This is a genomic window from Paraburkholderia nodosa DSM 21604, assembly GCF_000519185.1.
Taxonomy (GTDB): domain Bacteria; phylum Pseudomonadota; class Gammaproteobacteria; order Burkholderiales; family Burkholderiaceae; genus Paraburkholderia; species Paraburkholderia nodosa.
The window spans coordinates 386,425-399,229 of the sequence record NZ_JAFA01000001.1 but is presented as its reverse complement, the minus strand read 5'-3'; the positions used below and the strand labels follow the sequence as shown (position 1 = coordinate 399,229).

Here is a 12,805-nt window from a genome sequence, read left to right as displayed (position 1 = left end):
GAGAGAAACGCATGTTCTGGGAGAAAAAACTCGCACAGTGGGCAGAAGAAGTGCGCAGCAAGGCCGACTTGCCCGCCCGCCTCGTGCTCTGGAGCGGGCAGCAATACGACTTCGGCCACTTCGCCGCGCCTCAGGTCACGCTCAAGGTCAATAGCGCGTCGGCGCTGCCGCTCCTGCTCACGCCGAGCCTCGACAATCTCGGCGAGGCCTACGTGAAGGGCAAGATCGACATAGAAGGCAAGCTCGCCGACATCATCAACATCAGCTATTCGCTCGCGCGCAACACCGTCACGAGCGCCGGCAAGCTCGCGCGCGTGCGCCGCTATTTCACGCATTCGAAGTCCACGGACAAGCGGGCCATCCAGTACCACTACGACGTCTCGAACGAGTTCTACAAGCTCTGGCTCGACGAGAACATGCTCTATTCGTGCGCGTACTTCGAAAACGGCGACGAAGACCTCGCCACCGCCCAGCTCAAGAAAATCGACCACATCCTCACGAAGATCCAGGTGAAGGCGGGTCACACATTGCTCGACATCGGCTGCGGATGGGGGGCGCTCGTGCTGCGCGCGGCGCAGAAGTTCGGCGCGCGCTGCGTGGGCGTGACGCTCTCGCAGAACCAGTTCGATCTCGCAACCGCACGTGTGAAGGCGGCGGGCCTCGAAGACCGCATCGAGATCCGCCTGCAGGACTATCGGGACATACAAGGCCAGTTCGACCGCATCACGAGCGTGGGCATGTTCGAGCACGTCGGGCGCAAGAATCTGTCGGGCTATTTCCGCAAGGTCCACGACCTGCTCGCCGACGACGGCGTCGCCATGAATCACGGCATCACCTCGTCGGACGCCGAATCGGGCGAAACGGCGCTGGGCGGCGGCGAGTTCATTGACCGCTACGTGTTCCCCGACGGCGAGCTGCCGCACATCGGCCTCGCGCTCCAGGCGGCGCAGCACGGGGGCCTCGAAGCGGTTGACGTGGAAAGCCTGCGCCGTCACTATGCGCACACGCTCGATTTGTGGGCGGAGAATTTCGAGGCGCGCGCCGAGGAAGCGAAGCAGCTCGTCGACGACGAGAAGTTCCGCATCTGGCGCGTTTATCTGGCGGGTTGCGCATACGCGTTCGAGCACGACGACGTGTCGATCTTCCAGATCGTCTGCCGTAAGGCCGGCCGCAGCGCGACAACGCTGCCGTGGTCGCGCCGGTATATGTACGAGAAGCCGCTCTGACGCAGGCGGCGGCGCGGTTCGCCGCGCCGCCAGCGTGTCAACTGTTCCCGCAGTTGCGCCCGGCCAAGGCGGCTTCGCCCCACGACCGCCATCACGACGCCCCTGCGCGACGCCACTGCATGAACGAACGCGACGACGGCCACGACCTGTTTGGCGACAGGACGCTCGGGCCGGCCAACGACTCCGGCCCCGACGACGCCCACCCGGGCACACGCCCGGCTGCGCGCCGCAACGCGCCGAAGGCCGAAGCCCGTGCGGTGCCGCAGCCTGACTTGTTCGGCTTTGCGGCGCCAGCGCCCACGCCTGCGACGAAGCCCGCCACGAAATCCGCCACCCAGCGCCTCGCTGGCGCCGCGCGCGACGACGACACCGGAATCGAAGCACGCGAAGATGGCGAGCCGCGCGCAAAACCGCCAAAACCCGCGCCTGGCGCGAACGCCCCGAAACGCCGTGGCCGCGGCGTACTGCCCGCCGTAGCGACGCAAGACACGCTCGACGTCGCCGCCGCGCTGCCCGCGAGCGTGCGCCTTGGCACCTCGTCGTGGTCGTTTCCGGGCTGGCGCGGCATCGTCTACGGCGAGGACTACAGCCAGTCGAAGCTCGCCCGCGACGGCCTCTCGGCCTACGGCGCGCATCCGCTGCTGCGCTCGGTAAGCATCGACCGATCGTTCTACGCGCCGCTCACCGTCACCGATTACCTGCGCTACGCGCAGCAGGTGCCGGACCACTTCCGCTTCATCGTGAAGGCGCCGGCGCTCGTCACCGACGCCAGTGTGCGCGGCGAGCGTGGCGAGCCTGTTTCCGCGAACCCCTGCTTTCTCAACGCGGAGCTGGCCGCGCGCGAATTCGTCGAGCCGTGCCTCGCGGGCCTCGGCGGCAAGGCCGGCGCGCTCGTGTTCCAGTTCCCGCCGCTGCCCGATCAGCTGCTGGCCGACCCGGCGGCGTTCGTCGAGCGGCTGACCGCCTTCCTCGCCGCGCTGCCGCCACTGCCCCAATCGACCGAGCCCGCCGCAGCCGGCGATGGCCCCTGCTACGCCGTCGAGATCCGCGACGCGATCCTGCTCACGCCGCGCTTCGTGCGCACGCTGCGCGCCGCGGGCGTGCGCTACTGCGTGGGCCTGCACGCCCGCATGCCGGACCCGCTACGCCAGGCCGCCGCGCTCGCGCTGATGGACGGCGAAGCCCCGGCCGGCCCGCTGATCGTGCGCTGGAGCCTGCATAGCGGCTTCAAGTACGAGCAGGCGAAGGCGCGCTACGAGCCGTTCGACAAGCTGGTGGACGAAGACCCGCATACGCGCGTCACGCTCGCGGAACTGGCCGCGCGCTATGCGATGGCAGGCCAGCCCGTGCTGATCACGACGAACAACAAGGCGGAGGGATCGGCGCCGCTCACCTGCGCGAAGCTCGCGCGGGCGATTGCGGACGAGATGGAACGCTTGCGCGGGGAAATGGCGCTGGACGCCGCGCGCGACGCGACGCCGGACGAAGCGCCGGCCGGCGCGCAAGCAGAAGAAGAAAAGGAAGACTGAGGCGCGAAGCGGCATCGAAACTGGGCATCGAAACCGCCCGCGCGCCTTTTGGAACTTATTCAGCCTTGAGCCGGTGCGCGAACTTCTGGCGGAACTTCGCGACCTTCGGCGCCACCACGAACGAGCAATAGCCCTGGTTCGGGTGCTGCGCGAAGTAGTTCTGGTGATACGCCTCGGCGGGGAAGTAGTTGCCGTCGAGCGGCAGCACCTGGGTGACGATCTTGCCGTCGTACACGCCTTCTGCAGCCAGCTCGCGAATCGCCTGCTCGGCCGTCTCGCGCTGCGCCTCGGCGTGCGTGAAGATCGCCGAGCGGTACTGCGTGCCCACGTCGTTGCCCTGGCGGTTCAGCTGCGTGGGATCGTGAATCGCGAAAAAGATGTCGAGAATCTCGCGATACGTGATTTTCGCGGAGTCGAACTCCACCTTCACGACCTCTGCGTGGCCGGTGTCGCCATCGCAAACCTGCTCGTAGCTCGGATTCGCCACGTGGCCGCCGGCGTAGCCCGACTCCACCGCACTCACACCCTCCACGCGCAGATACACCGCCTCCAGGCACCAGAAGCATCCGCCGCCCAGGGTGGCCGTTTCGACTGTCTGACTCATGCTGTTCGCTCCTTTGATCGTGACTGCGGACGCCATCGCGGACCGCACGGCGGACACCACTGCGCGGTGCCCCGCGCGACCCGCCATCCGCCGCTTCCGCTAAAATTGTGACAATTCGCCGATTTTCCACATGACGTTGATCCCGATTTCTGCTCCCGCCGCCGCGCGCGCGGCCCCCGAAGGCCTGCATCGATGATCCGCCGCCCCAGCCCGCCCAATTTCGACGACGGCGCATTCCGCCGCGCGCTCGGCCAGTTCGCCACCGGCGTGACCGTGATCACGACGCGCGCGCCCGACGGCACGCTCATCGGCATCACGGCCAGCTCGTTCAACTCGGTCTCGCTCAATCCGCCGCTCGTGCTGTGGAGCCTCGCCACGCGCTCGGCGTCCATGCCCGTGTTCCGCTCGAACAGCCATTATGTGATCAATGTGCTCGCCGCGTCGCAGCTCGACCTGTGCAAGCGCTTTGCGACCGTGAAGGGCGACCGTTTCGAGGGCGTTTCGCACGCGGCGGGCGACACCGGCATGCCCGTGCTCGACGGCGCGATCGCGTGGTTCGAGTGCCACAACCGCAGCCGCTACGATGAAGGCGATCACGTGATTTTCGTCGGGGAAGTGGAACGCTGCGGCGTGCGCGAGGACGGCACGGACGCTTCGCCGCTCGTGTTCCACGGCGGCGCGTTCCACCAGCTCCAGTCGCTCTGATACGGCGGGGCGCGCGCTCCGCCGTTCCCGTTTATGCCGGCGCGCTCTTCGGCTCGCGCTGCGCGATCAGGTCCACAGGCACACCCACTTCCACCTTGAGCGTCGTGAGCACGATGTTCGAGCGGATGTCCATTACGCCCGGCGCCTTGTACAGCTTGTTGAGCACGAAGTCCGAGTAGTGCTTGAGGTTGTGCGCGAGCACGCGCAGCAGGTAGTGCGTCTCGCCCGTCACCACATACGCCCCCACCACCTCCGGCCAGTCGCGCAGCGCCGTGACGAAGCGCTCGTGCCAGCTCTCCTGGTCGTTGCGCATCGACACCTGCACGAACGCCTCCATCTCGAAGCCGAGAATCTCCCGGTTCAGACTCGCGCGGTAACGCTCCACCACGCCCTGCTCCTCGAGCAGCCGCAAACGGCGCAGGCACGCCGATGGCGAAAGCGAAATGCGCTCCGCCAGATCGAGATTACTGATCCGCCCCTCGTTTTGCAGCACGGCGAGAATACGGCAATCGGTAGCATCAAGCGAGATTGCGTTCATATTTGGTCTCCATTCCCGTCTTAAGACAAATTATGTGCCAACAACCGAAGTTTGCGGCGTTTTTTTCGCAAGCACATTTCGCGAGGAGTTGCCTATCATTCGAAGCATCAGGTAGACAACGTAGATGCAAGGCGCCGTTGACATGACCCAGATCAAAGACATTTCCCCGCCGATTCACCCCGAAACGCCCGTCTGGCCCGGCGATACGCCCGTTGGCGTCGAGCGCGTGTGGCGCATGGAGGCGGGCTCGCCAGTCAACGTCGCACGCGTAACGCTGTCGCCCCACACCGGCGCGCACACCGACGCCCCGCTGCACTACGACGCCGAAGGCGCGCCGATCGGCGAGGTGCCGCTCGACACGTATATCGGCGCGTGCCGCGTGATTCATTGCGTGGGCGCCGCACCGCTCGTGCTGCCCGAACACGTGGAAGGCGCATTGCCTGGCATCCCGCCGCGCGTGCTGCTGCGCACCTACGCGCACGCGCCGCTGGACCGCTGGGACAGCAAGTTTTGCGCCGTCGCGCCGGCAACGATCGATCTGCTCGCCGCACACGGCGTGCGTCTCATCGGCATCGACACGCCCTCGCTCGACCCGCAGGAATCGAAGACGATGGACGCGCATCACCGCATCCGCGCACATGGCATGGCGATCCTCGAAGGCATCGTGCTCGACGCCGTCGCGCGCGGCGACTACGAACTCATCGCCCTGCCGCTGAAGTTCGCGACGCTCGACGCCAGCCCCGTACGCGCCGTGCTGCGCGAGTTGCCTTCCGCCGCCGCCAACTGAATCCCCTCAATTAGCCAAACCACGAAACGTAGACATGAACGACCGCAACGAAGCCCTGGCAGCCGATCGCGCCGATCCGCTCGCCGCCCTGCGCGAGCAATTCACGCTCGCGGCCGGCACCATCTATCTCGACGGCAACTCGCTCGGCGTGCCGCCCTCGGCCTCGGCCGCGCGCGCACAGGCCGTGATCGGCGGTGAATGGGGCGAAGGCCTCATTCGCAGCTGGAACACGGCGGGCTGGTTCGCCATGCCCAAGCGTCTGGGCAACATGCTCGCGAAGCTGATCGGCGCGGCCGACGACGAAGTCGTCGTCACCGACACCATCTCGATCAACCTCTTCAAGGCGCTCTCCGCCGCGCTGCGCGTGCAGAACGCGCGCGACCCGAAGCGCCGCGTCATCGTCTCGGAGCGCTCGAACTTCCCGAGCGACCTGTACATCGCGCAAGGGCTGATCGAGCAACTCGACCGCGGCTACGAGCTGCGCCTCGTCGACGATCCCGCCGAGCTGCGCGCCGCGATCCGCGAAGACGTGGCCGTCGCGATGATCACGCACGTGAACTACCGCACGGGCGAAATGCACGACATGCGCGCGCTCACCGAGCATATTCACGCGCAGGGCGCGCTCGCGCTGTGGGATCTCGCACATTCGGCGGGCGCCGTGCCGGTTGACCTGAACGGCGCGAACGCCGACTACGCCGTGGGCTGCACGTACAAATATCTGAACGGCGGCCCCGGCTCGCCCGGCTTCGTGTGGGTGCCCAAGCGCCACCAGGATGCGTTCTCGCAGCCGCTCTCGGGCTGGTGGGGCCACAAGTCGCCGTTCGAGATGAACCCTGTCTATCGTCCGGACAACGGCATCGGCCGCTTTCTCTGCGGCACGCAGCCGATCGTGTCGATGGCGCTCGTCGAATGCGGTCTCGACGTGTTCCTGCAAACCGACATGCAGGCGATCCGCCGCAAGTCGCTCGCGCTCACCGATCTCTTCATCGAACTGGTCGAGACGCGCTGCAAGGAATACGGCCTCACGCTCGTCACGCCGCGCGCTCACGCGGAACGCGGCTCGCACGTGAGCTTCGAGCATCCGCATGGCTATGAGGTGATGCAGGCGTTGATCGCGCGCGGCGTGATCGGCGACTATCGCGAGCCGCGCGTGCTGCGCTTCGGCTTCACGCCGCTGTATCTGCGTTACGTCGACGTGTGGGACGCCGTGGAGACGCTGCGCGACGTGCTCGCCACCGAGTCCTGGCGCAAGCCCGAATTCGCCGAGCGCGGCGCGGTGACCTGAGGAGCGGCAGATGAACGATCACATGCAAGTCCCAGGTATGCCCGACGCGGGTGAAACCGCGAGTGAGACCCACGGCGCCGCACGTGGCGGCTGCCCGTTCGGACACGGCGCCGCCGCGCCCGCGCCGGCTGCGCAAGCGCCTGAAGTACAAGGCGAAGGCTGGCACGACGCGCAGCTCGACTTCTCGAAGTCGATGAGCTACGGCGACTACCTCGCGCTCGACGCTGTGCTGGGCGCGCAGCATCCGCTCTCGCCCGATCACAACGAGATGCTGTTCATTGTGCAGCATCAAACGAGCGAGCTGTGGATGAAGCTCGCGCTCTACGAGCTGCGCGCGGCGCTCGCCAACGTGCACCGCGACGCGCTGCCGCCCGCGTTCAAGCAGCTCGCGCGTGTCTCGCGCATCATGGAGCAGCTCGTGCAGGCGTGGAACGTCCTCTCGACGCTCACGCCCTCCGAGTACACGGCCATGCGGCCGTATCTGGGTGCGTCGTCGGGCTTCCAGTCGTATCAATACCGGCAGATCGAGTTCCTGCTCGGCAACAAGAACGTGCAGATGCTCAAGCCGCACGAGCATCGGGCCGAGATTTTCGAGCAGGTGGAAGCGACGCTCGAGGCGCCCTCGTTCTACGACGAAGTGATTCGCCTGCTCGCGCGGCGCGGCTTTGCGATCGCGCCCGAGCGCCTGAACCGCGACTGGACGCAGCCGACCGAACACGACGCGACGGTCGAGGCGGCGTGGCTGGAGGTGTACCGCAATCCTTCGGAGTACTGGGATTTGTACGAGATGGCCGAAGAACTCGTCGATCTCGAAGACGCGTTCCGTCAGTGGCGCTTCCGCCACGTGACGACGGTCGAGCGCATCATCGGCTTCAAGCAGGGCACCGGCGGCACGACTGGCGCGCCGTATCTGCGCAAGATGCTCGACGTCGTGCTGTTTCCGGAGCTGTGGCACGTGCGCACGGTGCTGTAACGCCAATCGCGGCGCCCAAAAGTAAAAATGCCCGCCAATCGATGGCGGGCATTTTTTTGCGCGGAAACGCGTGAGGCTTAGACCACCACGGTCTGCGCTTCGCCTTCCTTGCTTGCGCGCACCACGCCGATCTTCCACACCTGCTCGCCCGCGGCGGCCAGCAGGGAAGCCGCCGCATCGGCTTGATCCGCCGCCACGACCACGGCCATGCCGATGCCGCAATTGAACACGCGGTGCATTTCCGCATCGGCCACGCCGCCGTGCTTCTGCAGCCACGTGAAGAGCGGCGGCAGCGGCCATGCCGCGTGATCCAGTTCAGCCGTGAGGCCTTCGCGCAGCACGCGCGGAATGTTCTCGACGAGGCCGCCGCCCGTGATGTGCGCCATGCCCTTCACCGTGATGGTTTCCATCAGCTTGAGCAGCGGCTTCACGTAGATGCGCGTGGGCGCCATCAGTGCGTCGGCGAGCGAACGGCCGTCGAAGTCGGCGGCGAGATCCGGCTGCGCGCGCTCGATGATCTTGCGTACGAGCGAGAAGCCGTTCGAGTGGATGCCGCTCGAGGCGAGACCCAGCACCACGTCGCCCGGGGCGATCGTGCTGCCGTCGATGATCTTGCTCTTTTCGACCGCGCCCACTGCGAAGCCGGCGAGATCGTATTCGCCGTCGGGGTACATGCCCGGCATTTCGGCCGTTTCACCGCCGATCAGCGCGCAGCCCGACAGCTCGCAGCCTTGCGCGATGCCCTTCACGACTGTGGCCGCCGTGTCGACATCCAGCTTGCCGCAGGCGAAGTAGTCGAGGAAGAACAGCGGCTCGGCGCCTTGCACGAGGATGTCGTTCACGCTCATCGCGACGAGATCCTGGCCGACCGTGTCGTGTTTGTTCAGATGAAACGCGAGGCGCAGCTTGGTGCCCACGCCGTCGGTGCCCGAAACGAGCACGGGCTCCTTGTACTTCTTCGGCACTTCGAAAAGCGCGCCGAATCCGCCGATGCCGCCCATCACGCCGTCGCGCAGGGTCTTCTTCGCAAACGGCTTGATGCGATCGACGAGCGCGTCGCCCGCGACCATGTCGACGCCAGCGTCGGCGTAGGAGAGGCCTTGGTCCTGCGACTGTGCCTGATTAGCGGGGCCGGATTTCGGTTGATTCATGGGGAAGCGCCAGAAGGTCGGTAAAATGCGATTTTAACCGATTGACGGCGCCCCGCCGCCGCGGGCGGAGCGAGATTTGGAACGCGCCTCGCTTGGCGCCCCCACAACCGGAAACCGAGTTTTGCCGCACAACACACCGCATTTCGCACCGTACCAGCGTCGGGCCGTTATCTGGACCGGGATCGCGCTCGCCCTCGGCATCGTGCTGCGGCGGCCGCGGCCCAGTGATCTCCGCAGTTCTCACGAGAGCACGCTTTACTAGAACCGACTCCGTCCAGACACACCGTGCAGCGACAGTTAACGCTCGATCTCGGCACCCCGCCGCCATCGACCTTCGACAACTTCCATATCGGCGCCAACGCCGAGCTGGTCGCGCGCCTGCGCGGTCTGGACGCGGCGCTCATGGCGGGCCCGATCGCCGATCGCACGTTCTATGTCTGGGGCGAGCCCGGCAACGGGCGCAGCCACCTGCTGCTCGCACTCGCCGACGAAGCGCCGCCGGGCCACGTGCGCTATCTGGGGCCGCAAAGCGCGCTGGCGGCGTTCACGTTCGATCCGCGCGTGACGATCTACGCGGTGGACGACTGCGATTCGCTCTCGGGCGCCCAGCAGATCGCGCTCTTCAACCTGTTCAACGAGGTGCGCTCCTACCCCGCCTGCGCGCTCGTCGCGACGGGCAACGCGCCGCCCATGGGTCTGGCCGTGCGCGAGGACCTGCGCACGCGCCTGGGCTGGGGCCTTGTGTTCCACCTCGCGCCGCTCTCCGACGAAGGCAAGGCGGCCATCCTCAAGTTCGCGGCGCGCGAGCGCGGCATTGCGCTCGCCGACGACGTGCCTGCCTACCTGCTCACGCATTTCCGGCGCGACATGCCGAGCCTGATGGGCTTGCTCGACGCGCTCGACCGCTTTTCGCTCGAACAGAAGCGCGCGGTGACGCTGCCGCTGTTGCGCACGATGCTCGCGAATGGAGTGGGTGATCTGGTGAGCGCAGCGAGCGCACTGCCGACGGACGAGGAACTCGCCAGCGAAGAGCCGGCAGAAACGGACGACGCGAGCGACGCGGACGAAGCTGAGGCCAGCGGCAACGCGGCCGCCCAAACGCTACCCGCTGAAGCCGACGAGCCGCCGGCACCGCCGACGCTCTTCTCCAGCGAGCCGCAAGCCCCCGCCGCCGAGCCCGACGACGCCCAGCCCTACGAGGCGCCGAAAGCACCGGCCTTGCAGGCGCGCCCATCGACGAGCGTGCCCTTCGACAAGCCGACCGACAACGTCGAAGGCGAATTGGGGGCCAAATATCGTCACGTCGTCCACAAGGAACTGGGCACCGAACTCCAGGGCGAAGTCGAAGCCGACGTGAGCAACGAGATGAGCGGCGAGCTGCGCGGCGATCTCGATCCGCCGGCCGGAACCGCCACACCCGAGGCGAACGCAGGCGAGACACCGGGACAGACTCCGTCGACGCCCGATGCGGCGGAGACGTCCCAATCGCAAGACGGCAAAGCGCCCGCCCAGAACGACGCGCCTCCTGGCCCCGAATCCCCTGCGGACCCCGCCGCGCCGACGCCGCCCGCCGGCGGCGGCAACGGCGTCTCCCGCTTCAAGTAAAATGAGCGCCCATGGCTAACCTTGCACTTTTTGACCTCGATCACACCCTGATCCCCACCGACAGCGACCACGAATGGGGCCGCTTCATGGTGAAGCTCGGCATTGTCGACGGCGAGCGCTTTGCGGAGCAAAACGACCGCTTCTACGCCGACTACAAGGCCGGCAAGCTCGACATCCATGCCTACCTCGTCGCCATGCTCACGCCGCTCGCGAAATATTCGCGCGCGCAGTTGATGGAGTGGCACGACCAGTACATGCACGAGGTGATCAAGCCGACCATCCTGCCGAGCGCAGTCGAGCTCGTGAAAAAGCATAAGGAAGCGGGCGACCTCTGCTGCGTGGTCACGGCGACCAACGAATTCATCACGGCGCCCATCGCCGAGGTGTTCGGCGTCGACAAGCTGATCGCGTGCGAAGTCGAGACCGTGGACGGCCATCCGGCATCGGCCTTCACCGGCCGCCCGACGGGCACGCCGAGCTACCGCGAAGGCAAGATCGTGCGCGTCGAGCAATGGCTCGCCTCGCTCGGCAAGCGCTTTTCGGACTTCGAGCACAGCTACTTCTATAGCGACTCGCACAACGACATTCCGCTGCTCGAAAAAGTCACCGACCCGATCGCCACCAACCCCGACGACACCCTGCGCGCTCACGCGCAACAAGCGGGCTGGCGCATTCTCGATTTGTTCCAAGCCCAGTGATCAAGAAACTCATCCGCAAGCTGTTCGGCCAGGACGATGCCGAAGCGGCGCAAGATACCGAAGCCCCCGCCGCCGATCCGGACACGGCCTCGCATGAGGGCGCGGCCGCCGTCGCCGGCAGCACCCGCGCGCGCCGCAAGCCGGCCAGCGCGCAGAAGACCTCGAAGCCGCGCGCAGGCGTTGGCGCGCCCGACCCGACCACGCCCGTCATCCTTTCCGCCGACGTCCACGGCATCAATCCCGCGCTCATCTCGCGCAACGCCGTGCGCGTGACCGAAGGCCTGCAGCAAGCGGGCTTCCGCGCGTTCATCGTGGGCGGCGCGGTGCGCGACCTGCTGCTCGGCGTCGCGCCCAAGGACTTCGACGTCGCCACCGACGCCACGCCCGACCAGGTGCAGAAGCTGTTCCGCCGCGCGCGCATCATCGGCCGGCGCTTCCAGATCGTGCACGTGCAGTTCGGCCAGGAAATCATCGAAGTCTCGACGTTCCGCGCGCTGGTCGATGCGCCGCCCGCCGAGGCCGCGCCCGCCGAGGCGGCGCCCCCCGCAGCGCCGCCAAAGCGCATGCGCCGCGACGAGCTCGATCGCAAGACGCACCACGTGGATGCGAGCGGCCGCGTGCTGCGCGACAACGTCTGGGGCGAGCAGCACGAAGACGCCACGCGCCGCGACTTCACGATCAACGCGATGTACTACGATCCGGCCACGCAAACCGTGCTGGATTACCACAACGGCATGGCCGACATGCGCGCGCGCCTGTTGCGCATGATCGGCGACCCGGCCACGCGTTACCGCGAAGACCCGGTACGCATGCTGCGCGTGGTGCGTTTCGCGGCGAAGCTCGGCTTCGAGATCGAAGAGCACACGCGCGACCCCATCGTGAAGCTCGCGGACCTCATCAACAACGTACCGGCCGCGCGTCTTTTCGACGAGATGCTCAAGCTGCTGCTCTCGGGCCATGCGCTCGAGTGCCTCAGGTGGCTGCGCAAGGAAGGGCTGCATCACGGCCTCCTGCCGCTGCTGGACGTGGTGCTCGAACAGCCGCAAGGCGAGCGCTTCATCACGCTCGCGCTCTCGAATACCGACTCGCGCGTGCGCGCGGGCAAGCCGGTCTCGCCGGGCTTCCTGTTCGCCACGCTGCTGTGGCACGACGTGCAGCAACGCTGGCAGCAATACACGGCTGAGGGCGAATTGGCCGTGCCGGCGCTGCATCGCGCGATGGACGACGTCATCGACGCACAAACGGAAAAGCTCGCGATTCATCGCCGCTTCTCGTCGGATATGCGCGAAATCTGGGGCCTGCAGCTGCGCCTCGAAAAACGTGGCCGCGGCGCGATCAAGCTGCTCGAACACCAAAGATTTAGAGCGGGGTATGATTTCCTCCTGCTGCGCTGCGAATCGGGCGAGCTGGACGCCGAAGTCGGCCAATGGTGGACCGACTTCATTTCCGGCGACATCGCCGCGCGCGAGGGCCTTCTCGCGCAGGGCGGCAAGGAACGCGCGCCGCGCAAGCGCCGCCGCCGCGGCGGTGCGAAAAGCCGCAGAACGGGCGAAGGTGCTGCGTCGGAAGCCGGCGCAGCCGGTGACGAGCAGGAAGCCAGCAGTGCAGACTATGACGGCCACGCCGGTCCGCACGAGGACTGACGCCGTGCGGCGTCGCGGCAAGCCGCGGCGCACGCGTGTCGAACCGCAACAAAAGTCGCAG

At 66.8% G+C, this 12,805-nt stretch carries 11 protein-coding genes and 1 pseudogene; 9 read left to right on the top strand and 3 right to left on the bottom strand.

Annotated elements, in window-relative coordinates; all coding sequences use genetic code 11:
- The first annotated feature begins 11 nt into the window (after positions 1-11).
- Positions 12-1,226 (top strand): SAM-dependent methyltransferase, encoded by a 1,215-nt coding sequence (locus A3CW_RS0101815; protein WP_028202042.1) that lies wholly within the window; start codon positions 12-14, stop codon positions 1,224-1,226.
- A gap of 119 nt (positions 1,227-1,345) precedes the next feature.
- Positions 1,346-2,755: a DUF72 domain-containing protein gene (locus tag A3CW_RS44850; protein ID WP_081771481.1), complete on the top strand. Its 1,410-nt coding sequence runs from the start codon at positions 1,346-1,348 to the stop codon at positions 2,753-2,755.
- A gap of 55 nt (positions 2,756-2,810) precedes the next feature.
- On the opposite strand, the gene msrA is transcribed toward A3CW_RS44850, so the two are convergent.
- Positions 2,811-3,359, bottom strand: coding sequence for a peptide-methionine (S)-S-oxide reductase MsrA (gene msrA / locus A3CW_RS0101805; RefSeq protein WP_028202041.1), 549 nt, complete (start codon positions 3,357-3,359; stop codon positions 2,811-2,813).
- A 192-nt stretch (positions 3,360-3,551) separates the two neighbouring features.
- On the opposite strand from msrA, the gene A3CW_RS0101800 reads away from it, so the two are divergent.
- The gene (locus A3CW_RS0101800) at positions 3,552-4,064 is read left to right on the top strand and encodes a flavin reductase family protein (protein WP_302056642.1); all 513 of its coding nucleotides are present in this window, start codon (positions 3,552-3,554) and stop codon (positions 4,062-4,064) included.
- A gap of 31 nt (positions 4,065-4,095) precedes the next feature.
- On the opposite strand, the gene A3CW_RS0101795 is transcribed toward A3CW_RS0101800, so the two are convergent.
- On the bottom strand, positions 4,096-4,602 hold the full coding sequence (locus A3CW_RS0101795; RefSeq protein ID WP_028202039.1) for an Lrp/AsnC family transcriptional regulator: 507 nt from the start codon (positions 4,600-4,602) through the stop codon (positions 4,096-4,098).
- A 142-nt stretch (positions 4,603-4,744) separates the two neighbouring features.
- On the opposite strand from A3CW_RS0101795, the gene kynB reads away from it, so the two are divergent.
- From kynB to kynA, 3 genes are read left to right on the top strand one after another with little or no spacing between them, the layout of a single operon-like run.
- Positions 4,745-5,389: an arylformamidase gene (gene kynB, locus A3CW_RS0101790; protein WP_028202038.1), complete on the top strand. Its 645-nt coding sequence runs from the start codon at positions 4,745-4,747 to the stop codon at positions 5,387-5,389.
- Between the two features lie 34 nt (positions 5,390-5,423).
- Positions 5,424-6,674, top strand: a complete 1,251-nt coding sequence (kynU, locus tag A3CW_RS0101785) for a kynureninase (RefSeq protein ID WP_028202037.1) — start codon at positions 5,424-5,426, stop codon at positions 6,672-6,674.
- 10 nt (positions 6,675-6,684) lie between these two features.
- Positions 6,685-7,647 carry a tryptophan 2,3-dioxygenase gene (kynA, locus tag A3CW_RS0101780; protein ID WP_028202036.1) on the top strand — a complete coding sequence of 321 codons (963 nt, stop codon included), beginning with the start codon at positions 6,685-6,687 and terminating at the stop codon, positions 7,645-7,647.
- 77 nt (positions 7,648-7,724) lie between these two features.
- Here kynA and purM read toward each other — a convergent pair whose 3' ends face one another.
- Entirely contained in the window at positions 7,725-8,798 is a 1,074-nt protein-coding gene (gene purM / locus A3CW_RS0101775) for a phosphoribosylformylglycinamidine cyclo-ligase (protein ID WP_028202035.1), read from the bottom strand.
- Positions 8,799-9,083: 285 nt separating this feature from the next.
- Here purM and hda point away from each other — a divergent pair.
- The 3 genes and pseudogenes from hda to pcnB all read left to right on the top strand — a co-directional run.
- A pseudogene (gene hda / locus A3CW_RS44845) lies at positions 9,084-9,761 on the top strand (DnaA regulatory inactivator Hda); the annotation flags it as partial.
- Between the two features lie 653 nt (positions 9,762-10,414).
- Positions 10,415-11,101, top strand: coding sequence for a histidinol-phosphatase (locus tag A3CW_RS0101765; protein WP_028202034.1), 687 nt, complete (start codon positions 10,415-10,417; stop codon positions 11,099-11,101).
- The gene (pcnB, locus tag A3CW_RS0101760) at positions 11,098-12,744 is read left to right on the top strand and encodes a polynucleotide adenylyltransferase PcnB (RefSeq protein WP_028202033.1); all 1,647 of its coding nucleotides are present in this window, start codon (positions 11,098-11,100) and stop codon (positions 12,742-12,744) included. The genes A3CW_RS0101765 and pcnB overlap by 4 nt, the downstream gene beginning before the upstream one ends.
- The last annotated feature ends 61 nt before the right edge of the window (positions 12,745-12,805 follow it).

Coding starts and splice junctions, on each gene's coding strand:
- A3CW_RS0101815 (WP_028202042.1), top strand. CDS start 12: ATGTTCTGGGAGAAAAAACTCGCACAGTGGGCAGAAGAAGTGCGCAGC.
- A3CW_RS44850 (WP_081771481.1), top strand. CDS start 1,346: ATGAACGAACGCGACGACGGCCACGACCTGTTTGGCGACAGGACGCTC.
- msrA (WP_028202041.1), bottom strand. CDS start 3,359: ATGAGTCAGACAGTCGAAACGGCCACCCTGGGCGGCGGATGCTTCTGG.
- A3CW_RS0101800 (WP_302056642.1), top strand. CDS start 3,552: ATGATCCGCCGCCCCAGCCCGCCCAATTTCGACGACGGCGCATTCCGC.
- A3CW_RS0101795 (WP_028202039.1), bottom strand. CDS start 4,602: ATGAACGCAATCTCGCTTGATGCTACCGATTGCCGTATTCTCGCCGTG.
- kynB (WP_028202038.1), top strand. CDS start 4,745: ATGACCCAGATCAAAGACATTTCCCCGCCGATTCACCCCGAAACGCCC.
- kynU (WP_028202037.1), top strand. CDS start 5,424: ATGAACGACCGCAACGAAGCCCTGGCAGCCGATCGCGCCGATCCGCTC.
- kynA (WP_028202036.1), top strand. CDS start 6,685: ATGAACGATCACATGCAAGTCCCAGGTATGCCCGACGCGGGTGAAACC.
- purM (WP_028202035.1), bottom strand. CDS start 8,798: ATGAATCAACCGAAATCCGGCCCCGCTAATCAGGCACAGTCGCAGGAC.
- A3CW_RS0101765 (WP_028202034.1), top strand. CDS start 10,415: ATGGCTAACCTTGCACTTTTTGACCTCGATCACACCCTGATCCCCACC.